The organism is Azospirillum agricola (assembly GCF_017876095.1).
Classification (GTDB): Bacteria; Pseudomonadota; Alphaproteobacteria; order Azospirillales; family Azospirillaceae; genus Azospirillum; species Azospirillum agricola.
In genome coordinates this window covers 1-19,281 of the sequence record NZ_JAGINM010000042.1, presented here as the reverse complement: position 1 = coordinate 19,281, position 19,281 = coordinate 1, and the positions used below count along the sequence as shown (strand labels likewise).

Below are 19,281 nucleotides of genomic sequence, written 5' to 3'. Positions count from 1 at the left end.
ATGCCGCAGGACCGCGCTCCCGGAGAGCCCCCTCACCGGTAGCTGGCGCGGCCGAGATCCCGCTCCAGCGCCACGACGTGGCGCAGGGTGCGCAGCACGCTGTCGGGCGTGAGGCTGAGGTAGTCGATGCCGAGCCCGACCAGGAACTCCGCCATCTCCGGATAGTCCGATGGCGCCTGCCCGCAGATGCCGCAAGGCCGCCCGTTGCGCTTGGCGCCCTCGACCGCCTGGCGCAGGAAGGCGAGCACGCCCGGATCGCGCTCGTCGAAGTCGAAGGCGACCAGCGGGCTGTCGCGGTCCACGCCGAGCGTGAGCTGGGTGAGGTCGTTGGAGCCGATGGAGAAGCCGTCGAAGAGGCGGGCAAACCCGTCGATCAGCAGCACGTTGTTGGGGATCTCGCACATCACGTAGATCTCCAGCCCGTCGCGCCCGCGGACGAGGCCGTGGCGGGCCATGGCGGCCAGCACCCGCTCCGCCTCGTCGAGGCGGCGGCAGAACGGGACCATGACCTTGACGTTGTCCAACCCCATCGCCCCGCGCACCCGCAGCAGCGCCTCGCACTCCAGCGCGAAGCCCTCCTCGTAGGCGGGGTGCGCGTAGCGCGTGGCGCCGCGGAAGCCGAGCATCGGGTTCTCCTCAACCGGCTCGAACCAGCGTCCGCCGACCAGGGCCGCGTACTCGTTGGTCTTGAAGTCCGACAGGCGCACGATCACCGGCCGCGGGTGGAAGGCGGCGGCGATGGTGCCGATGCCCTCCGACAGGCGCTGCACGAAATAGGCGGCGCCGCTCGCGCTGTTCCGCATCAGCGCCCGGATGCGCTCCCGTTCGGCGGCGTCGCCGACGCGCTCGGGGTGCAGCAGCGCCATGGGATGGACCTTAATGGTCTCGCCGATGATGAACTCCATGCGCGCCAGCCCGACGCCGTCGACCGGCAGCGCTGCGGTCTGGAACGCCTGACCGGGGTTGCCGAGATTGACCATGATGCGCGTCCGCGGGCGCGGCAGGTCGCCGAGGTCGGTGCGCTCCACCCGGAAGGGCAGCACGCCGTCGTACACCCGGCCGCTGTCGCCCTCGGCGCAGGACACGGTGATGGTCTGTCCGTCCCGCAGCACCGCCGTCGCGGTCTCCGTCCCGACCACCGCGGGAATGCCCAGCTCGCGCGCCAGGATGGCGGCGTGGCAGGTGCGGCCGCCGCGGTCGGTGACGATGGCCGCCGCCGTCTTCATCACCGGTTCCCAATCGGGCGTGGTGGCCTCGGCGACCAGAACCTCGCCGGGACGGAAGGCGGACAGCTGGCCGGCGTCCTTGACGACGCGCACGGGTCCGCTCGCCATGCGGGTGCCGACCGCGCGCCCGGCCGCCAGCGGCGTACCCTTACCCTCCGGAACGAAGGTCTCCAGCTCCCGCGCGCTGCGGCGCGACGCGACGGTCTCCGGCCGCGCCTGGACGACGTACAGGGTGCCGTCGAGCCCGTCCTTCGCCCATTCCATGTCCATCGGCTGGCCGTAATGCTCCTCGATGGCGATGGCGTAACCGGCCAGCCGCAGCACCTCCTCATCGGTCAGGCAGAAGACCTCGCGAGCGGCGTCGGGGGTCGGGACCACCCGTGTCGGGTCTTGGTCAGGGCCGGGCCGGCAGACCATGCTGACCCGCTTGTCGCCCAGCCGCCGGCGCAGCACGGCCCGGCAGCCGCGCCGGTAGGTCGGCTTGTGGACGTAGAACTCGTCGGGATCGACGGTGCCCTGCACCACGGTCTCGCCAAGCCCGCAGGCGCCGGTGATGAAGACCACGTCGGGAAAGCCGGATTCCGTGTCGATGGAGAACATCACGCCGGCGGCGGCCAGATCGGCGCGCACCATCTTCTGCACCCCCACCGACAGCGCGACCTTGAAATGGTCGAAGCCCTGGTCGATGCGGTAGGCGATGGCGCGGTCGGTGAACAGCGAGGCCTGGCAACGCCGCACGGCCTCCACCAGCGCCGTCTCGCCGCCGACGTTGAGATAGCTCTCGTGCTGGCCGGCGAAGCTGGCGGCCGGCAGATCCTCGGCGGTCGCGGAACTGCGGACGGCGACGGCCAGATCGGAACCGTACGCGTCCCGCAACACCCGGTAGGCCGCGCGCAGTTCCGCCTCCGCCTGCGGCGTGAGGTCGGCGGCGTGGACGATCTCGCGGGCGCGGGCGGCAGCACGGGACAGGCGCGCCACATCCTCCTTGCCGAGCCCGTCCAGAAGGCCGTGCAGCGCCCCCCACGCGCCTGCTGCGTTCAGCGCGTCGCGGAAGGCGTCGGCGGTGAGCGCGAAGCCGTCGGGCACCGCCACCCCGGCAGCGGCCAGATGCCGGCACAATTCGCCGAGCGAGGCGTTCTTGCCACCGACCAGGGGCACGTCCTCGCGTCCCAGCTCTTTGAACCAACGGATGTAACGGGGGTTCGCCATGGCCCTCTCCCGACGTCAGCGCGGTTGCGGTATTCACCGTCCCAGCGTCCCTCCGCCGCACGCCCGTCGCGTTAACGCAGATCAACGCCGATCATCAAGGGCATGTCCAAAGGGGGCCATATCGCTGTGGACGGACCCCCATGACAGGGCTATCAGACATGCTTGGCGCGGGCGGCCTGGACCATGACCATGTCCCCGACCGTGTCCGGCGTGACCAGCCCGACCAGCGCGCCTTGATCGTCGCGGACGCCGACCGCGGGGAGATGCTTCCCGCGCATCAGCTGCAGGGCCTCCCCAAGGGCCTGGCAGCGGTCGAGCACGGGGATGTCCGACCGCATGACCGCGACGACGGGCGTGCCGGAGCCGCGCTCCCGCAACGCCCGGATCATGTCGTCGCGTGTGAGGACACCGGTCAGCCGGCCGGCGCCATCCACCACCGGGAACGCGCGCTGGGCGGTGTGCATCAAGCATTGCGCGGCGTCCTCCAGGGCGCTGCCGGGGGACAGGCTTTCGAAATGAATGATCATGCCGTCCGAAACCGGGTGGCCACGCACGGCGTCCTGGATTATGGCGTCCTCGGCTTCCGCTGCGGCGCCGAGATAGACGAACAGCGCGACAAGGATCAGCAGCGGGTTGCCGAACAGGCCGAGCAACGCGAGGGCGACCGCCACCGCCTGCCCGACCGCCGCGGCGATCCGTGTGCCCCGGCTATGGCCGAGACGGCGGGCGAGCGCCGCCCGGAGCACCCGTCCACCGTCCATCGGAAAGGCGGGAAGGAGGTTGAACAATCCGAGCGCGAGGTTCGCCGACGCCAGCCGGGCCAGCAGATCGACGCCGGGGTTCTGGAACTCCAGGTCCTGCACCGGCCGGAAGCCGCCGAGGAGCACGAACAGGAAGGCGGAAATCAACAGGCTCACGGCCGGACCGGCGAGCGCCACAGCCATCTCCTGGGCCGGATTCTCCGGAACGAGCTCCAGGTTCGCCATGCCGCCGATCGGCAGCAGCGTGATGTCCGTCGTACGGCCCCCGTAGCGACGCGCGGCGAGGACATGCCCGAACTCGTGTAGGAGGATGCACAGGAACAGCAGCGTGGTGAAGACGAGGCCCCGGATCGCCGCCGCCCATCCGCCCTGCGCGAAATGGGCGGCGCCGATCCAGAGGAGGAGCAGGAGAAACGTTGCGTGGATGCGGATCATCGTGCCTTTCACGCAACCAATCGGGATCGACCAGTTCATAACGGTGCTCCGACGATGGCGGCTGCAAGCGCCCTGGCCTCCGGTTTGACGGAGGATGCTCAAGGAAAGCGGCCCAACTGCTGGGTTTCCCCGCATCAGGAAAAGACGTCCTAGCGGTCCCGCCACCGGTGGCGACCGCCACGCCCGTGCCCTGGCCTGCAATCCCCCGCGCGCCGGAGAAAGCCATCGATGGCCCCCGATCGGCCAGCGGGCTGTCCAGGGCGACCGACTCCGCGCTGTTCGCCTCCGCCACGGCTGGCACCGCTTCCCCAAGCCGTCGCCCCAGGCGGCCCGCAGGGGGTGTCCGCGGGCGTCCGATCGCCGGGCCTCAAGCAGCACGACGGCCGGTGCCTCTATTGCCCGGAGTGAGCCAAAGGCTTGGCGGTGTCCTTGGCCGGTTCCTTGCGGACTTGGACCGTCGGTTCTTGCAGCGCCTGGGTCGCAGAAACCGCCTTTTCCGCCTGCGGGGAGGTGGCCTGGAAAAAGCTTTCCCAACCCTGTGCGACGATTGTCAGCCATTGCCCGGCGACAAGCGGGGGAGTTACGTCGGCCTCCCTTCCGGCGGATGGGCGGGCCAACTCCTGGATGGTCCGGACGTTAGCCTGGAGGATGCCCTGCAGTGAGGCCGAGGCGGACTGGCGCGCATGCCGCCACGCTTCCGCGGCCGTCTCCGATGTCTCCTCCAGCAACCGCAGCCTGTTCCTCATGCTTCGGTGCCAAGCATCCAGCATGATCTCCGTCGTGTCGTTCTGCTTCGACGTCGCCTCGATCCAAAGGGCCGTGGTGTCCGCGAACTGTTTCAGGGCCTGGGTGCGCAAGTCGTCGGCGCTGTCCCGGATCCGCTCGAATGGCTGCAGGCTCCGATCCGGAGCGTCGGGGGTCCTTCCGGCAGCCTTGAAACCGCTCCGCGGCGTCGGCGACTCGATTGCGGTCTGATGCGGCATGGTTCGGTCCTTCTCTGGTAAGAAAAGTGGGGGTCAATGGGCCATCAGGACCGGCAGCGGGCAGTGCGTCAGGATCGCCCGCGAGTTGCCGCCCATCACCCATTCGCGGAATCGGGAGTGGCCGTAGGCGCCCATGACGAGGAGATCGGAGCCGCACAGGCGGGCTTCGTTCAGGAGCCCGTCGGCGGCGCGTTCCCAGCCGCCGGCTCGGCGCAGTTCGGCCGTCACCCCGTGGCGGTCGAGGTGCCGGGCGATGTCGGCCTCGGGGGCTTCCCCGGACCGCCGCGAGGCGCCGTGCTCCTCCACGGTCGCCACGGTCACGACGCCCGCCCGCTGAAGCAAGGGAAGCGCTTCGGTGAGCGCGCGGGCCGCCTCCCGGCTGTCGCTCCAGCCGATCAGAATGTTCGTCGGCGGCGCGGCCGGCCGGCTCCCCGGCGGAACGAGATAGACGGCCCGCCCGCCGTCGAACAGGACATCCTCGACGAGGCCGGGCCATCGCCGCTCCTCGTCCGATCCCCAGGGGCGGCTCATCACGAACAGGTCGGTCGAGCGGGCCAGGCTGGACACCGCCCAGGCCAGAGGAAAGTCGGCCTCGTCGATGCGGCGGAGTTCGTTCAGCCCGGAAAGCTGTGCGCATCGACGGCGTAGCCGGGCCTCGACCTCGTCGCCTCGTCTCCGGCTGTCGGCGATCATCTCGGTCAGGATCATCGCGCTGGGGTCACCGAGGTCGGCCGGCGGAAAGACCATCTCGGCGATCCGGTTGGTGAAGACCCCGACGAGATGGGCGTCGAACAGGCCGGCGATCATGTCGGCGTGGGCGATCCTGGCCTCGTCCTCCGCCGTTCCGTCGAGATGGACACAGATATCCTTGATCATGACCCGACGTCCTCCAGCAGTGCGACCATAGGGATGCGGGCGGGCATGGCCGACGCTCACGCGACGCCGAGACGGTCGTCGACCGCCGTCACCCCGGGGGCGGACCACGCCGCCCGTTCGACGATGTGACGCTCGTTCCAGGTCCGGACCTTGCCTTCAAGGGTGACCCGGGCGCCGTCCACCCGCACGGCGATGCCCTCGGACTCGACTTGGGCGTTGCGCTTCAGCGCGTCCTCAATCTGTTGCTTCACGTCGGCCGGGGTCGGGTGCGGCTTGACCTCGATCTGGTTGAGGACGCCCTTGATGCGGTCGAGCCGGTGGACGGCGTCGTCGGCGGCCTTGCTCTGGAACGGCCATTCGACCTCGCCCGTCAGGGTCAGCCAGCCGTCCTGGACCTTGACCTGGACGCTGTCCTTGGGAACGAACACGTCCCAACCGAGCAGGTGCACAGCCCGTTTCGCGATCTCCCCGTCGCTCAGGGCGCCGGTGTCGGGATGGCGGACCTCGATCTCCTGCACGATTCCTTTGACTCCCCTCACCCGCCGCACCGCCTTCTCCACGGCGAGCTTTCCGGCCAGGGTCAGCACATGGCCCGTCAGGGTGGCGATCCCCTCGTCGACGCTCACGCCGATGTCCGCGGCATCGATGCTGGGCTCGAACTCCAGTTCGTCGAGGATGAGCTTGCGCAGATTGAGGTCGGTCATGATGGTCTCCCATGATGATCCCGGGCGCGTCCGCCGTGATCGTGTCCGGCACACTGTCCGCCCCGGCGGTCGGAGCCCTTGACGCAGGTTAAACGGCTGCCTGCCTTGCGGAGTCCCGTCGTGGCAAGTGTGATGGGCCGACGCCACGGGCTGGGCATCGGTGCCACGAGGCGTGCCGGACGTGTTGCGGAGGATTATGAAACGACTGATCCCAACGAGAATCAGGAAGCGGCAACGATGGGAGGCATCCGCATCCGGCACGTAGAGGAAACATATTGGGGAAAGCGCGTCACGCGGACATCCGCGGTGGATGACGATGGAAGTACCACGCCTCGGCCGCCGACAGCAGGGTGACCGCCAGACCGATCGCGACGTGGCTCCGCATGGCCAGCGGATGCCCGGCGAAGCCGAGCGCCCAGGGAGCGGCGAATGCCCAGAGGCCGACCAGAAGGTTGCCCCATTTTTCCCACTCGGCGAAGGCGAAGATCGCGGCAAGCGCCAGGACGATTATGACCGCGCCGGTGGTCCAGGCGTTCCAAGATGCCAAACTCAGGTCCGTGAACCGGAACAGCCACGGTGTGATGAACAGGCCGGCTCCAAGAAGCAGGGTCATCACATCCGTGAAACCCTTGTCCTGCCGGTCCTTCCAGGTTGCGTGGATCATCCGTTCCTCCAATGGTGGTATCGGTGCGCTCGGCACGGTTTGCGTCCAGCGCTTCCATCTCTCAAACCCGCCCGCTTCACCGCTCCGTGTCAGGTCGCTTGGTTGGTCAAGGCGTGCTTGCGGCCATGCGGCTCCCGTTCCTTCCTCCGACGAGATGGCGACCGTTCCTCTCCGGCGATGTGATGGGCAATGGATTGCGCATGTCGGGCTTCCTTCCCAAGAGTCGCACGCTCGGCGAGCAAGGCCGCTTCGGCTTCAAGCCAGTGCCGGACCTGCTGCCCTTCGGGCTGGCCTTCCTCGTTCCAAAGCCGATAGGCCCGCTCCCGGATTTCGGCCTCCCGGTCATACTGCCCAACCGTTCCCATGGTGGCGTCTCCCTGGCTCGTCGTTGCATGACCCGATGTGGCAACCTAGCCGGCATCGGGCGGCGGCGTCTTTATCTGGGTTAAGAACCAACCGTGCCGAAGCGGACTCGCATCCCCGGATAACCGGCAGCCAGCAGGCGATTGCCGGAGCCGCTCCTCAGGATCAATGATCCTCCGCCTGTTATCGAGGTTAAGCCATCGGGCGACCGGCTGATTTCCAATGGAGCGGCAAGGGCATTCCCACTCCAACCCTGGAGGCCATCAATGCGATTCATTTCCTTTACCGGCTGTGCCGTTGCAGCGGCGGCATTCCTGGCGGTGCCGTCGCCCGTGTGGTCCCGAGCCGCGGGACAAGGCGGCCAGGGACGAGCCCATCGGCCGATCCTTCTACATTGCGAACTGTGCCGTGTGCCACGGCCGCGACGGGAAGGGCGACGGACCCTATGCGGTGTTTCTGAACCGCAAGCCGGCGGTTCTCACCACGATCCGGGAACGCAACAAGGGCATCTTCCCACAGGAGCGCCTGTACAAGATGATCGACGGCCGGGAGCCGGTTACGGCGCACGGCACGCGGGAGATACCGATCTGGGGGGATGTGTTCCTCGCGTGGTCCGTTCAGGATTTCTGGCCATGGGGGTCCGAGCAGCTCGTCCGAGGTAGAATTCTGGAACTGCTCTTTTATCTGCAGTCCATCCAGAAGTGACCGTCCGCCGCCGGTGGAGCGTCGAGCCGTCGCATCACCCGCTCCTTTGAAGGGGATCTGGGAGGCGACCGCTTGCCAGGACGATGCGCCGCACCGCAGTTTCGATCAGGTGGTACTTCACGCCGCTGACCGTCGCCTCCCGGTACCAGTTGATCAAGTCGCCCCAGGGATCGGTGATCTTGGCGAGACCCGAGAGGACGGCGACAACCGCGCCGACGTCGAGCGTCCCCTGGATCGCGTACAAACCGCCGATGCCGAGCACAGCGGCGACGCCGAGATGCTGCATCGAATTCATCAGGAAATTCATTTCGAACTTCAGGACGTAGATGCCCATGTTCAACGCAAAGACGGTGTCGATGTCCACTGTCCGGGTTCGCACCCCAGCCTCCGCATCGTGGGGAGGGGCAGCCATGCCGCCGCTGATCCGGCGCAGTGTCCGGATGCGTGTGGCCGCCCGCCGGTTGATCGCCCGCTGCATCAGCGGAACGAATACCAGCTGTGGCAGAAACACCAGGGCGCTCACCACCGCGAATTCCGGCCTCACATGCAGCATGTAGCCGAGCACGCTGACTAGGATGCCGCCTTGCAGCAGGGGCTCCGACAGGCTGATGCCGATGAAGTTTCCGACCGGTTCCGCCTCCGACAGCACCAGTGCAATCCCCACGCCGCTCTCTTCGGCTGGAGCGCCCGGCCGCGGAATGCCCGCGTGCAGGCCGGAGATCGTCGCGCGCAGATGCCGCACCGCCGTTTCGCTGACCCAGCCGCGGTAGATGTTCAGGACCAGCTTGAGCCCTCCTTCCAGGAGCGCGAGGCCGAGATAGCCGCCCGACAGCCACGCGATCGTGGACAGCGATCCAGACGAGATGGCGTCGTTGACGATGCGCCTCTGGATCTCAAGCGGCCAAACGCTGAGCAGGAAGACCAGGACGGACAGGATCGACAGCCCGATCTGGTGTGTCCCGCTGTGGCGCCGGACATAGCCGGCGATCGACGGTGGCAGTGGGCCAATCGGTTCTTCATGCTTCATCGGGGGGCCGGTGTGCGGATCGTGCCGGTTCTTTTGCCCGTTTCCTCAATCCCCGGCTTGCCGAACCGGTCGTAGAACAGCCGCTTGACGCCCTCGGCCAGGGCCAAGTAGCCGGCGACCGTCGCCGCGAGAAAGGCGAAATAGGCCGGAGGCAGCGCGACGAAGCCGAAGAGCGGGCCGAGGGGGGTGAACGGCAGGGCCGCCGCCAGCAAGACGACCCCCACCGACAGCCCCGCGAGCAACGGGTGCGGCCGGCTGAGCAGGATCGACCGCCGCGTCCGGCTTGGGCGGGTCGAGGAAGACCGCGAAGCCGGCGAAGACCAGCTCCGTCTCGTCGTCCACCCGCGCCTCCCGCCGGTCCGGCCCGACCAGCCGCGAGGCGATGCCGAGCACTCGGAAGCCGTCCTCGCCGAGCTGCTCGAACAGGCGCTGGACGGCGGCCTTCGCTCCGGCGTCGAAGGGGCGGACCTCCCCGGCCTGCGTTTCGTAATGGGTGGACAGGCGCAGAACGTCCTCCGGCGCTCCCTTCACGATCAGCCGGTGCTGTCCCTCCCGCTCCAGGAGCACGGAGACTCGCCTGCGCTCGAAATCGAAGGGCACCTCGTCGAGCTTACGCCAGCCGGTCCCGTCCGGCTGGCCATGTTCCAGGATGGCGTCGTCGAGCGGGCTGCGGATGCCGCTCTCGAAGCGGCTGTTGAGCCAGGCCAAGTGGAACACGTCGTCGCGGTCCCGACCCTGGGCGTCGACGTGCCGGACCAGACGGATGCGCGCCTCGGTGAGGGTGCCGGTCTTATCGGTGCACAGGACGTCCATGGCGCCGAGGTTGTGCAGCGCCGTGAGGCGCTTGACGATCACCTTGCGTTCGGCGAGGCGCAGGGCGCCGCGGGCGAGCGTCACGGTCACGACCATCGGCAGCAGCTCCGGCGTGAGACCGACCGCGAGGGCGACCGCGAACATCAGCGATTCGAGCCACGGCTGGTGGAACAGCAGGTTGGCCAGCAGCACGAACAGCACCAGGAAGACGGTGACGCGCAGGATCAGTAGACCGAAATGGCGCACGCCGTTTTCGAAGTCGGTGGGTGGCGCCGCCGCCGCCAAGCTGTGGGCCATGCCGCCGAGCAGGGTGGCGCGGCCGGTCCGCACGATCACCGCCCGCCCCGTTCCGCTGATGACGGAGGTTCCCATGAACAGCGTGTTGGTCGCCCCGTCGGGGTCGGTGGTGCCGCTGGGGTCCGGAAGGTCGGCCGCGTGCTTCTCGACGGGGTAAGGCTCGCCGGTGAGCAGCGCCTGGTTCACGAAGAGGTCGCGCGCCTCGATCAGCCGGGCGTCCGCCGGCACGAGGTCGCCGGCCGTCAGCCGCACCACGTCGCCCGGCACCAGTTCCCGGACCGGCAGCTCGCGCTCCCGGCCGTCGCGCAGCACCCTGGCCCGCAGCGCGACCGAGCGGCGCAGATCCTCGATCGCGGTGTTGGCGCGCAGTTCCTGGACGAAGTCGAGGCCGACGCTGGCAAGCACGATGACCACGACGATGGCGAAGCTGTACAGATCCCCGGCCATGGCGGAGAAGCCGCTGGCCAGAAGCAGGATGACCAGCAGCGGGTTGCGCAGGCGGTCGAGGAACTGGAGCCACAACGGTCGCCGCCGCGCTGCCGACAGATCGTTGGCGCCGCAGAGGGCCAGCCGTGCCTGCGCGTCGGCGTCGTCCAGCCCGTCTCCCGTGCCTCCGAGTTCGGCGAGAAGACGGCCCAGCGGTTGACCGGACAAGGCAACGCTGTCGGAACCGTTTTCCATGCCGACCGCCTCCCCACTCAAATCGACCGGAGGGTTTCGCTTATTCGCAGTGCCGGGCTTCGACCGGCTGGAGGCGGGAAGCCTTTCGCACGGGATAGAAGTCAAAGAGGACACCGATCGCGACCGCGAAGCCGGCGGCCAGCTGGATGGACTCCGGTCTGATCCGGCAGGAGGTCAGTTCGTCACTGCGGCCAATGGCTGACGGTCCAGGATACGGCGGTGCCGAGCAACAGGACCTTCACCAGTTCAGCAAGCGTACGCCACTATGGCGGGGCGCTTTCGACAGTCCCCGACCGTTTGGTGCGCGATCTGTATGCGGAAAGCGGCAGCGTCATGGCTTGGCTTCATATCGACGTCGCTCCGTATCGTCATTCACCTTTCCATCATGCCCCTGCCGTCACCCTGGCCATTAACCTGGATCAACATCGCCAAGGGAATGTCACATGGGTCGGCGCGGCACAAAAACGAGTCTACGGCTTGGGTAAGTGGATCTCGGACCGACCCTTCAGAGCAGAGGAGGAATTTCATGCAGGTGGCGGACATCATGCCGCAGTCCATGGTTATCATCGCCACCGGGGCTTTGGTCGAAAAAGCCGGCCGATCAGTCGTTGCTTTGACAAGATGCCACCAGTGGGTGGCGATGACCGACTGATGGTGCTGATGGCCCGCATCACCCACGCGCGCCCCGCGACCAGCGCCATACCTGGGCCTACCTGTTCGGAGCCGTCTGCCCAAGGCCAACGCTGCGGCCATGACCCTGCACTTGGTCGAGATCAGAGGGCAAGTGAGCGAGGGCCACCATGCGGTGCTCACCCGCCCGGCAGAGCGCCCGGCATTGGCCGCCCACCGTGATCGGGTTCGGAATGGCCGATCACCCGGACGATGTCCGGCCAGCGGCTGCGCAGGTCGCGCTCCAGGGTGTCGATTGCGTCATGCACCGCGACGACGGTCGTCCCCGGCGCCACATGGCTGTGGAACGTCACCACCAGACCGGCGACGCTCCGGCGAACCCGCAGATTGTGGACATCCCGCAGGGGACCGGCCACCGGAAGGGATGCGGAGAGATGCGCCCCGATGGCCCGCAGCAGTTCGGGTTCGGCATCCACACCGGTCAGGCCATTGTCCTGCAACGGCTCGATGTGGCATTCGACCTCGATGTCCGAGCCCAGTTCATCCCGGATGGAAGCCTCAAGCCGCAAGGACAGCCCATGCGCCGCCTCGATCGGCAGCGAGCCATCGACCTCCAGGTCGAAGCCCACCGCCAGACGTCCGTTCACCCGCTGGACGGTGACATGGTGGACGGCCAGCCCCAGCCCGGCCGCGCGCACCGCCACCCGGTCCATCACCGTCTCGTCGTCGAGCGCCAGCGGATGGGTGGCGACGGACACTTCGGCCTCCGGCATCTCAGTCCGGACTGCCTGGATTGCCTGCTCGCGAAGCGCTCCCGCGGTGTCGAGCGGCAGGGTCCGCCCGACCAGAAGGTCGAGGTCGACGAACAGCACGCTGCCGGCCGGCCGAACCCGCACGCGCTGGACCCCGGCTATGCCCGGCAGGTCCCTCACCACGGCCTCGACCCGCTCCGCCGTGCCGGCCGGTGCGGCATCGATCAGCGTGTCGATGGTCCGCCGGCCGAGCTGGTAGCCGGCATGGCAGACGAACACCGACACGCCGATGGCTGCCAGAGCGTCGCCTTTGGGATAACCGAGCCACACCAGCCCCAGACCGACCAGCACCACCGCCGAGCTCAGGATGTCGGAGGAAAAATGCAGCGCGTCGGCTTCCAATGCCTGACTGCGGGTTTCCTTGGCGACGCGCGACAGTTCACGCGCACGGTAGGCATCGATGGCGATGCAGACCACCACCACCGCGATCGACCACCAGGTCGCCTCGACCTCCACCCCGCCGTCGATCAGCCGGCGAACCGCCTCATAGGCGATCCAGGCGCTGGTCAGAAACAGCAGCCCGGTTTCCGCCAATGCGGCGACACTCTCGATCTTGCCGTGGCCATAGGGGTGCCCGGCATCCGCCGGCTTGTCGCTGACCCGCACGGCGAACCACGTCATCACCGTTGCGCCGAGATCGAGCAGGCTGTGCAAGCCCTCCGACAGCAGCCCAAGGCTGCCGGTGGACAGCCCGACCCCGAATTTGCCCACCGTCATCGCCCCGCTCGCCAGGATGGAGCCGAGCGCCACGGTTTCCTTTTCACTGCCCATTCTTTTCTCCCCTGGGGCGGCGGTCAGTCCGCGTCCTCGAGTGCGAAGGTTTCGGTCTGGTCGTCGTAGGTGAACAGCTCGGCATAGCGTGCCCAGCTGGTGACCGCCTTCAGCGTTTCTTCGGCATAATCCCCGCTCATGAAGGGGATCAGTTCGGCCCGGATGCGGCTGCTCGGCACACGCTGTGTCGCCGCTTCCTTCAGCAGGCCGTGGATGTGGGCGGCCAGCGGCACGTAGCGGATCAGATGCTCGGCGAACAATCGCTTGCGCTCCTCCAGCCCGGCTTCGGCGAACAGCCGGCCGGGCTCCGTCAGGTGGATGTCGCCCTCCGCCACATCGGCGAAGCCCAGCCTCTGCAACGCCTCGGCGATCGGGAACAGGTCGTCGATCTCGTGCCGCAGGCTGGCGGCCAGATGGGGCAGGTCCGCCTTGCCATGGTAGACGGGGGAGGCCAGCGTCCCCAGCAGGCCGGCCAGCTGGTTGGTCGACACATGCTCCAGCGGCATCGCGTGGGCCGGGGGCGGATTCGCGGCCGGAGACGGCGCCGCCAGCGGCCTGCGTGCCGTCATCCGTCCGTAGATGTCATCGACCATGGCGCGGAACTGCGGATCCAGGCGGTTGCGCGGATGCGGCAGCTCCACCCGGATTTCCGCCGCCACCCGGCCGGGGTTGGAGGAGAAGACCAGGATGCGGTCGCACATCAGCACCGCCTCCTCGATGTTGTGGGTCACCATCAGGATCGACTTGATCGGCAGCCGCCGCTCCATCCACAGGTCGAGCAGGTCGGTGCGCAACGTCTCCGCCGTCAGCACGTCGAGCGCCGAGAAGGGCTCGTCCATCAGCAGGATTTCCGGATGGACCACCAGCGCGCGGGCGAAGCCGACCCGCTGGCGCATGCCGCCCGACAGCTCCCTGGGATAGGCGGATTCGAAGCCGGACAGGCCGATCAGGTCGATCGCCTCCTCGGCCCGTGCCGCCGCCTCCCTGGCGGGGACGCCCTTGGCCTTCAGCCCGGCCATGACGTTCTCCCGCACGGTCAGCCAGGGGAACAGGGCGAAGGTCTGGAAGACCATCGCCACCCCGTCGGTCGGGCCGTTGACCGCTTGGCCGTCATGACGGACCGCTCCGGCGGTCGGACGCACCAGGCCGGCGACGATGCGCAGCAGGGTCGACTTGCCGGAGCCGGAACGGCCGAGAAGCCCGACCACCTCGCCGTCCCTCAGGGTGAGATCGACGCCGTCGAGGACGACGTAAGTCTGCCCCGAAGGCTTGGCGTAGGCCTGACGGACGCCGTTCAGCTCGAAAAGGGCGGTGTTCATGGTGTTCGGCATGGCGGGGTCCTCCTCAGGCGAGGCGCAGGCGGCGCTCGGCGAACGCATAGAGCGGACGCCACAGCAGGCGATTGAACAGGATGACGAACAGCGACATCACGGCGATCCCCAGCACGATGCGCGGGTAGTCGCCGGCGGCCGTCGCTTGGGCGATGTAGCTGCCCAGCCCATGGGCGGTCAGTTGGGTGTCGCCCCAACTCGCCGCCTCGGCGACGATGCTGGCGTTCCACGCGCCACCCGACGCGGTGACGGCGCCCGTGACGTAATGGGGAAACACCCCCGGCAGCATCACCTCGCGCCACCATTGCCAGCCGCGGATGCGGAAGCTGGCGGCGGCCTCCGTCAGGTCGCCGGGAAAGGCGGAGGCGCCGGCCACCACGTTGAACAGGATGTACCACTGGGTGCCGAGGATCATCAGCGGGCTGAGCCAGACGTCGGGGTTCAGATCGAAGCGGACGATGGCGACCACCGCGACCGGGAACAGCAGGTTGGCCGGAAAGGCGGCGAGGAACTGGGCCGCCGGCTGCACCTTCTCCGCCAGCCGCGGACGCAGCCCGATCATCACCCCCAGCGGCACCCAGACCAGCGTCGCCAGCACGATCAGCACCACCACCCGCAGCAGGGTCGCGCCGCCGAGCAGGAAGGCGGTGCCGACGCCGCTCCATCCCACGCCGGAGGCGACGAAGACGGCCATCGACCAGCCGCCATACAGCCCGGCCACGGCCAGGGCGGCGTACCATGCCATGTCCACGGCCCGTGCCGGCACCCGGTCCAGCCGGAGGAGGGCCAAGCGGGCGGCCAAACCGTTCACCGCTGCGGCGGGCAGGGCCGGTCGCCACCAGGCCGCCCGGCCCAGCAGGGCGCCGAACGGCGCGAGCCCGGCACGGAGGAAGCGGGTGCGGTTGACCAGATCGAGCAGCCAGGATTCCGGCACCACCGGCGCGCCGGTCAGCTCGACGCGGAACTTGTCGGCCCAGGCGACCAGCGGGCGGAACAGGAATTGGTCGTAGGCCAGGATGACCAGCAGCATCGCCAGCACCGCCCAGCCCACCGCGCCCAATTCCCGCTGCGCGATGGCTTCGGCCAGGTAGGAGCCGATGCCGGGCAGGGTGATGGTCCGGTCGCCCACCGTGATCGCTTCGGAGGCGACGACGAAGAACCAGCCGCCGGACATCGACATCATCATGTTCCACACCAGCCCGGGTGCCGCAAAGGGCGCCTCCAGCGTCCAGAAGCGCTGCCAGCCGGAAAAGCCGAAGCCGTCCGCCACCTCGTCCAAGTCGCGCGGCACGGTGCGCAGCGACTGGTAGAAGCTGAAGGCCATGTTCCAGGCCTGGCTGGTGAAGATGGCGAAGACCGCCGCGCATTCCGCGCCCAGCACGCTGCCGGGGAACAGCGCCAGGAAGAAGGCGACGGTGAAGGAGATGTAGCCGAGCACCGGCACCGACTGGAGCACGTCCAGCAGCGGGATCAGCAGCAGGCCGGCCCGCCGGCTCTTGGCCGCCAGCGTGGCGTAGGTGAAGGTGAAGACCAGCGACGCCGCCATCGCCGCCAGCATGCGCAACGTCGAGCGCAGCGCGTAGTCCGGCAGCATCCAGGGGTCGAGGGTGACCGGCGCCGCCTCGACGCCCTCGAGGGGGGCCGTTATCTGATGGCCGCCGACGGCGATCAATGCCAGCAGGCCGACAACCAGCGGCAGGGCGAGCAGATCCCAGCGGTTCGGCGTGGCGCCCGCGGCGGCCTTCACCGAGACGTTCGTGTTGATCCAGACCATGACCGTTCCATCCCGCGGTCCGGCATCGGCGGACCGCCTGGCAAGCGTGACGACGGCGCTCCCGGCGCGGGCATGGCACCGGAACCGCTCAAGAAGGGCGGGGTTGAATCACCGACTTCGTGGGGTTGGTTCGCACGAGACGCCGCGCGGACCGCCACGGAAGCGCAGTGGCCGCGGGACGGGTCGGATGGTGAGGGGCGTGTTCACCATGGTCCACCTGTGCTCGGTTCGGCAAGACGCCGACCGGGGCGGACCTGTCTGGCAGGTCAGCCCGGACTCAGCGTCGTCGTGCTGTTGGGTCGAGGTCGACTGCTGGGGCTTTCCATCTCTGGCCTTCTCGGTGGGCGCCGTTGTCCGTCATGGCGTCGTCCATCATGGACAAGCGGATGCCGGCCGATCCCACGGTGAGGTCGATGTCCCTGTACTCCCGCGCCGCGAGCCGGTCAAGAGGCGTGAGCGACGCTTTTCAAACGCTCGGGAAGGGCCCGCGGGTGGAGTGCCGGGACGTTCTCCCCGCTTGCCTTTCAAGGCGTGCCGCCCGGCGTCCTCAGGCCGCCTTGATCGCGCTGATGAAGGTTTCGACCTCCCGGCGCAGGGTTTCCGACTGCCTGGCCAGTTCGTCGGCGGCGCTCAGAACCTGACCCGACGCGGCGCCGGTCTCCTCGGCGGTCCGCGTCACCTGGGCGATGTTGCCGGAGACCTCCTGCGTGCCTGACGCCGCCCGATGCACGCTGCGGGAAATCTCGGCCGTGGCCGCCCCCTGCTCCTCGATGGCGGCGGCGATGCCGGTCGAGATGTCGTTCACCCGGGTGATCGTGCCGCTGATCCCGCTGATCGCCTGCACCGCCTCCCGCGTCGCCTCCTGGATCGCGCCGATCTGGGCGGCGATGTCCTCCGTCGCCTTGCCGGTCTGGTTGGCGAGGCTCTTGACCTCCGACGCCACGACGGCGAACCCCTTGCCGGCCTCGCCGGCGCGCGCCGCCTCGATGGTGGCGTTCAAGGCCAGCAGGTTGGTCTGGCCGGCGATGCCGGTGATCAGCGTCACCACGTCGCCGATGCGCTGTGCCGCCTCGGCCAACCCGCGCACCGTGCCGGCCGTGCGGGCCGCCTCGTCGACCGCCTGCCCGGCGATGCGGGTGGAGCGCGCCACCTGGTCGCCGATCTCGCGGATCGACGCGGCCATCTCCTCCGCCGCGGTGGCGACGGTCTGCACGTTGGCGCTCGTCTGCCCGGCCGCCGCCGCCACGGTGCCGGCCTGGCTGTTGGTCTGCCGGGCCATCGCCGCCATGCTCTGGGCCGTGGCGTCCAGTTCGGAGGCGGCCGACGACACGGTGCGCAGGGCCGCCGCGGCGCTGTCTTCGAAGCCACGGATCAGGCGGTCGATGGTCTCGGCCCGCTTCTGTTTGGTGGCCTGCTCGGCGGCCTGTTCGCGCGCCAGCCGGTCGGCCTCGATCAGCCCATCCTTGAAGATCTGCAGCGCCTGGGCCATGCCGCCGATCTCGTCGCCGCGCTCCTGGCCGGTGACGGCCTGGTCGAGCTTGCCCCCGGCCAGGCTGCGCATCGCCTCGGTCAGCTGCCGGATCGGTTCGGACACGGTGCGCCGGGTCATGGCGTAGCCCAGCCCGAAGCAGCCGGCGAGGCCGGCCACCGCGACGATCAGCGTCCACAGCCGGGCGGTGCGGAAGGTGTCGGTCGCCTCCTGCGAGCTGCGCTCCATTGTCGCGTTGGTCTCGTCGATGAGCGAGCGGAGCCTGTCCAGAAGCGTCTGGAACGTCGGGTTGAAACGTTCCTCCATGTAACGGTTCGCCTGCGCGTCGTCGTTGGCCAGCGCGATGCGCTCCGCTTCGCGGGCGAGGACCATCAGCGCCTCGAAGTTCTCCGTCTCGCGCCGCATGCCGGCGGCCAAGGCGGGCTGAGCCCTGGCGGTCCGGTCGAGACGTTCCTTGAAGGTCTCCGCCTGCTTGTCGATGGCGTCCATCAGGCCGCGCATCTTGACGACGTCGTCCTCGGCGACCATTCGGTAGACGAGCCGGCCGATCTCGTTGAGCGAGGAGGTGGTGCGGGCCAGCAGGGTCGCCGCCGTGGCGTCCTGCTCGAGAAGGCTCGTGTAGCGCCGGTCGAGCCGGTCCAGTTGCAGGAGGCCGTTGGCGGTCAGGCCGACCGCAAGGGCCGCCATGACGAGCAGGGTGGCCAGCACCTTGTGGACCATCTTGAGATTCTGGAACGCCATCACCCATCTCCTCTGGCCGGGCCGCGCTGGTCCCGGGGAATCCGCCAATTGGAGAGGAGAGTAGACTTCAGGGACAAAAATGGAACATGAAATTCACGTTACCATGGTGACAACTTGCAATGAATTTTTCCTTTTGCAATTAAATATTGGAGCGCACGATGTTCATGTCTTCGCATCGGGTTGGTGGAAATAAGAATCTTTGTGTGCGGACCAAGATTTTCCACCAACGCGCTCCGGCGCCGGATCAACCCCGGCAGCCTCCGAAGAACCCAGGGCGGTTCAATCGCTGACCCCGCTTCACAGCCAGCCCGAACGGCCTGGCCCCCCTCGCAGCTTCGAACGGATGCCAAGCACGGCATCCGCTATCATCGACACATCCGGCGACCGATCGGGAAAGACCAGCCGGAACCGGGCCCCGCCGCCCTCCGCATCCTCCACGATCACCCGGCCGCCGTGGGCAGCCATGGTCCTCTGCACGATGGCCAGGCCGAGGCCCGACCCACCGCCTCGCCGCTCCGCCCGCCAGAAGCGCTGGAACACCAGCTTGCGGTGTTCGGGCGGAATTCCCGGTCCGCCGTCGCTGACGGAAAGCGAGGGCGGGGCCGTCTCCACCCGCAGGACGACGGCGGTGCCCGGGGGCGTGTGGCGCAGAGCGTTGTCAACCACGTTGCGCACGGCGTGGAACAGGGCGTCCGTCTGTCCCCGCACCATCACCGGCGCATCCGGCGCCTCGACCTCCACCGTGCGATGGGCGCGGACGGCCATGGGGCCGAGAAAGGCGGCCACGTCGCGTGCCAACTCGCCGAGATCGGCGGCGGCGCCGGGGGTGACCACCAGCGCCTCCGCCTGCGCGACCCGGAGCAGTTGCTCCACCAGATGGGCCATCCCGTCCAGGATCGTGCCCCGAGACGTGGTGTCTGATGAGGGTTCGTGTACCTCGGCGCGCTGAGGCTGCCGGTTTACTCCGCTGAGATGACGAGCGGGTCGTC

General features: G+C 68.5%; 17 protein-coding genes and 1 pseudogene. 4 read left to right on the top strand and 14 right to left on the bottom strand.

Annotation, left to right across the window (positions count from 1 at the left end; genetic code table 11):
- Positions 1-32 precede the first annotated feature (32 nt).
- The 7 genes from ppsA to J2847_RS32625 all read right to left on the bottom strand — a co-directional run bounded on the left by ppsA (position 33) and on the right by J2847_RS32625 (position 7,223).
- Positions 33-2,435 carry a phosphoenolpyruvate synthase gene (gene ppsA, locus J2847_RS32655; RefSeq protein ID WP_209782900.1) on the bottom strand — a complete coding sequence of 801 codons (2,403 nt, stop codon included), beginning with the start codon at positions 2,433-2,435 and terminating at the stop codon, positions 33-35.
- 152 nt (positions 2,436-2,587) lie between these two features.
- Positions 2,588-3,766 carry a site-2 protease family protein gene (locus J2847_RS32650; RefSeq protein ID WP_233474947.1) on the bottom strand — a complete coding sequence of 393 codons (1,179 nt, stop codon included), beginning with the start codon at positions 3,764-3,766 and terminating at the stop codon, positions 2,588-2,590.
- Positions 3,767-4,023: 257 nt separating this feature from the next.
- The gene (locus J2847_RS32645) at positions 4,024-4,614 is read right to left on the bottom strand and encodes a hypothetical protein (RefSeq protein WP_209782899.1); all 591 of its coding nucleotides are present in this window, start codon (positions 4,612-4,614) and stop codon (positions 4,024-4,026) included.
- Between the two features lie 33 nt (positions 4,615-4,647).
- Entirely contained in the window at positions 4,648-5,490 is an 843-nt protein-coding gene (locus J2847_RS32640; protein ID WP_209782898.1) for a universal stress protein, read from the bottom strand.
- A gap of 56 nt (positions 5,491-5,546) precedes the next feature.
- Entirely contained in the window at positions 5,547-6,194 is a 648-nt protein-coding gene (locus J2847_RS32635) for a BON domain-containing protein (RefSeq protein WP_209782897.1), read from the bottom strand.
- Between the two features lie 289 nt (positions 6,195-6,483).
- Positions 6,484-6,858, bottom strand: a complete 375-nt coding sequence (locus tag J2847_RS32630; RefSeq protein ID WP_209782896.1) for an SPW repeat protein — start codon at positions 6,856-6,858, stop codon at positions 6,484-6,486.
- A gap of 89 nt (positions 6,859-6,947) precedes the next feature.
- Positions 6,948-7,223, bottom strand: coding sequence for a DUF2934 domain-containing protein (locus tag J2847_RS32625; protein ID WP_209782895.1), 276 nt, complete (start codon positions 7,221-7,223; stop codon positions 6,948-6,950).
- 448 nt (positions 7,224-7,671) lie between these two features.
- Between J2847_RS32625 and J2847_RS35010 the strand changes: the two genes are divergently transcribed.
- Positions 7,672-7,926, top strand: coding sequence for a hypothetical protein (locus J2847_RS35010; RefSeq protein WP_209782894.1), 255 nt, complete (start codon positions 7,672-7,674; stop codon positions 7,924-7,926).
- 34 nt (positions 7,927-7,960) lie between these two features.
- Here J2847_RS35010 and J2847_RS32615 read toward each other — a convergent pair whose 3' ends face one another.
- Both J2847_RS32615 and J2847_RS32610 read right to left on the bottom strand, forming a co-directional pair.
- Positions 7,961-8,953, bottom strand: a complete 993-nt coding sequence (locus tag J2847_RS32615; protein ID WP_209782893.1) for an ABC transporter ATP-binding protein — start codon at positions 8,951-8,953, stop codon at positions 7,961-7,963.
- A gap of 45 nt (positions 8,954-8,998) precedes the next feature.
- Positions 8,999-10,744: an HAD-IC family P-type ATPase gene (locus tag J2847_RS32610; protein WP_209782892.1), complete on the bottom strand. Its 1,746-nt coding sequence runs from the start codon at positions 10,742-10,744 to the stop codon at positions 8,999-9,001.
- Here J2847_RS32610 and J2847_RS32605 point away from each other — a divergent pair.
- The 3 genes and pseudogenes from J2847_RS32605 to J2847_RS32600 form a co-directional block, all read left to right on the top strand.
- Positions 10,743-10,946 carry a hypothetical protein gene (locus J2847_RS32605; protein WP_209782891.1) on the top strand — a complete coding sequence of 68 codons (204 nt, stop codon included), beginning with the start codon at positions 10,743-10,745 and terminating at the stop codon, positions 10,944-10,946. The genes J2847_RS32610 and J2847_RS32605 overlap by 2 nt on opposite strands.
- A 324-nt stretch (positions 10,947-11,270) precedes the next feature.
- The gene (locus tag J2847_RS34730) at positions 11,271-11,396 is read left to right on the top strand and encodes a hypothetical protein (protein ID WP_267912596.1); all 126 of its coding nucleotides are present in this window, start codon (positions 11,271-11,273) and stop codon (positions 11,394-11,396) included.
- A gap of 22 nt (positions 11,397-11,418) precedes the next feature.
- Positions 11,419-11,555: pseudogene (locus J2847_RS32600) on the top strand (IS630-like element ISAli3 family transposase); the annotation flags it as partial.
- Here J2847_RS32600 and J2847_RS32595 read toward each other — a convergent pair.
- The 5 genes from J2847_RS32595 to J2847_RS32575 form a co-directional block, all read right to left on the bottom strand.
- Positions 11,554-12,957, bottom strand: a complete 1,404-nt coding sequence (locus J2847_RS32595; RefSeq protein WP_209782890.1) for a cation diffusion facilitator family transporter — start codon at positions 12,955-12,957, stop codon at positions 11,554-11,556. The pseudogene J2847_RS32600 and the gene J2847_RS32595 sit on opposite strands and share 2 nt — an antisense overlap.
- A 23-nt stretch (positions 12,958-12,980) precedes the next feature.
- Positions 12,981-14,288, bottom strand: coding sequence for an ABC transporter ATP-binding protein (locus tag J2847_RS32590; RefSeq protein WP_209782889.1), 1,308 nt, complete (start codon positions 14,286-14,288; stop codon positions 12,981-12,983).
- A 13-nt stretch (positions 14,289-14,301) separates the two neighbouring features.
- Positions 14,302-16,062 carry an ABC transporter permease gene (locus J2847_RS32585; RefSeq protein WP_209782888.1) on the bottom strand — a complete coding sequence of 587 codons (1,761 nt, stop codon included), beginning with the start codon at positions 16,060-16,062 and terminating at the stop codon, positions 14,302-14,304.
- A 547-nt stretch (positions 16,063-16,609) separates the two neighbouring features.
- Positions 16,610-18,292 (bottom strand): methyl-accepting chemotaxis protein, encoded by a 1,683-nt coding sequence (locus J2847_RS32580; RefSeq protein WP_233474946.1) that lies wholly within the window; start codon positions 18,290-18,292, stop codon positions 16,610-16,612.
- Between the two features lie 297 nt (positions 18,293-18,589).
- Positions 18,590-19,165 carry a sensor histidine kinase gene (locus J2847_RS32575; protein WP_209782887.1) on the bottom strand — a complete coding sequence of 192 codons (576 nt, stop codon included), beginning with the start codon at positions 19,163-19,165 and terminating at the stop codon, positions 18,590-18,592.
- Positions 19,166-19,281: the final 116 nt, after the last annotated feature.

Excerpts from the sequence above, each read along its gene's own strand:
- ppsA (WP_209782900.1), bottom strand. The coding sequence starts at position 2,435 with ATGGCGAACCCCCGTTACATCCGTTGGTTCAAAGAGCTGGGACGCGAG.
- J2847_RS32650 (WP_233474947.1), bottom strand. The coding sequence starts at position 3,766 with ATGCGGGGAAACCCAGCAGTTGGGCCGCTTTCCTTGAGCATCCTCCGT.
- J2847_RS32645 (WP_209782899.1), bottom strand. The coding sequence starts at position 4,614 with ATGCCGCATCAGACCGCAATCGAGTCGCCGACGCCGCGGAGCGGTTTC.
- J2847_RS32640 (WP_209782898.1), bottom strand. The coding sequence starts at position 5,490 with ATGATCAAGGATATCTGTGTCCATCTCGACGGAACGGCGGAGGACGAG.
- J2847_RS32635 (WP_209782897.1), bottom strand. The coding sequence starts at position 6,194 with ATGACCGACCTCAATCTGCGCAAGCTCATCCTCGACGAACTGGAGTTC.
- J2847_RS32630 (WP_209782896.1), bottom strand. The coding sequence starts at position 6,858 with ATGATCCACGCAACCTGGAAGGACCGGCAGGACAAGGGTTTCACGGAT.
- J2847_RS32625 (WP_209782895.1), bottom strand. The coding sequence starts at position 7,223 with ATGGGAACGGTTGGGCAGTATGACCGGGAGGCCGAAATCCGGGAGCGG.
- J2847_RS32615 (WP_209782893.1), bottom strand. The coding sequence starts at position 8,953 with ATGAAGCATGAAGAACCGATTGGCCCACTGCCACCGTCGATCGCCGGC.
- J2847_RS32605 (WP_209782891.1), top strand. The coding sequence starts at position 10,743 with ATGCCGACCGCCTCCCCACTCAAATCGACCGGAGGGTTTCGCTTATTC.
- J2847_RS32610 (WP_209782892.1), bottom strand. The coding sequence starts at position 10,744 with ATGGAAAACGGTTCCGACAGCGTTGCCTTGTCCGGTCAACCGCTGGGC.
- J2847_RS34730 (WP_267912596.1), top strand. The coding sequence starts at position 11,271 with ATGCAGGTGGCGGACATCATGCCGCAGTCCATGGTTATCATCGCCACC.
- J2847_RS32595 (WP_209782890.1), bottom strand. The coding sequence starts at position 12,957 with ATGGGCAGTGAAAAGGAAACCGTGGCGCTCGGCTCCATCCTGGCGAGC.
- J2847_RS32590 (WP_209782889.1), bottom strand. The coding sequence starts at position 14,288 with ATGCCGAACACCATGAACACCGCCCTTTTCGAGCTGAACGGCGTCCGT.
- J2847_RS32585 (WP_209782888.1), bottom strand. The coding sequence starts at position 16,062 with ATGGTCTGGATCAACACGAACGTCTCGGTGAAGGCCGCCGCGGGCGCC.
- J2847_RS32580 (WP_233474946.1), bottom strand. The coding sequence starts at position 18,292 with ATGGCGTTCCAGAATCTCAAGATGGTCCACAAGGTGCTGGCCACCCTG.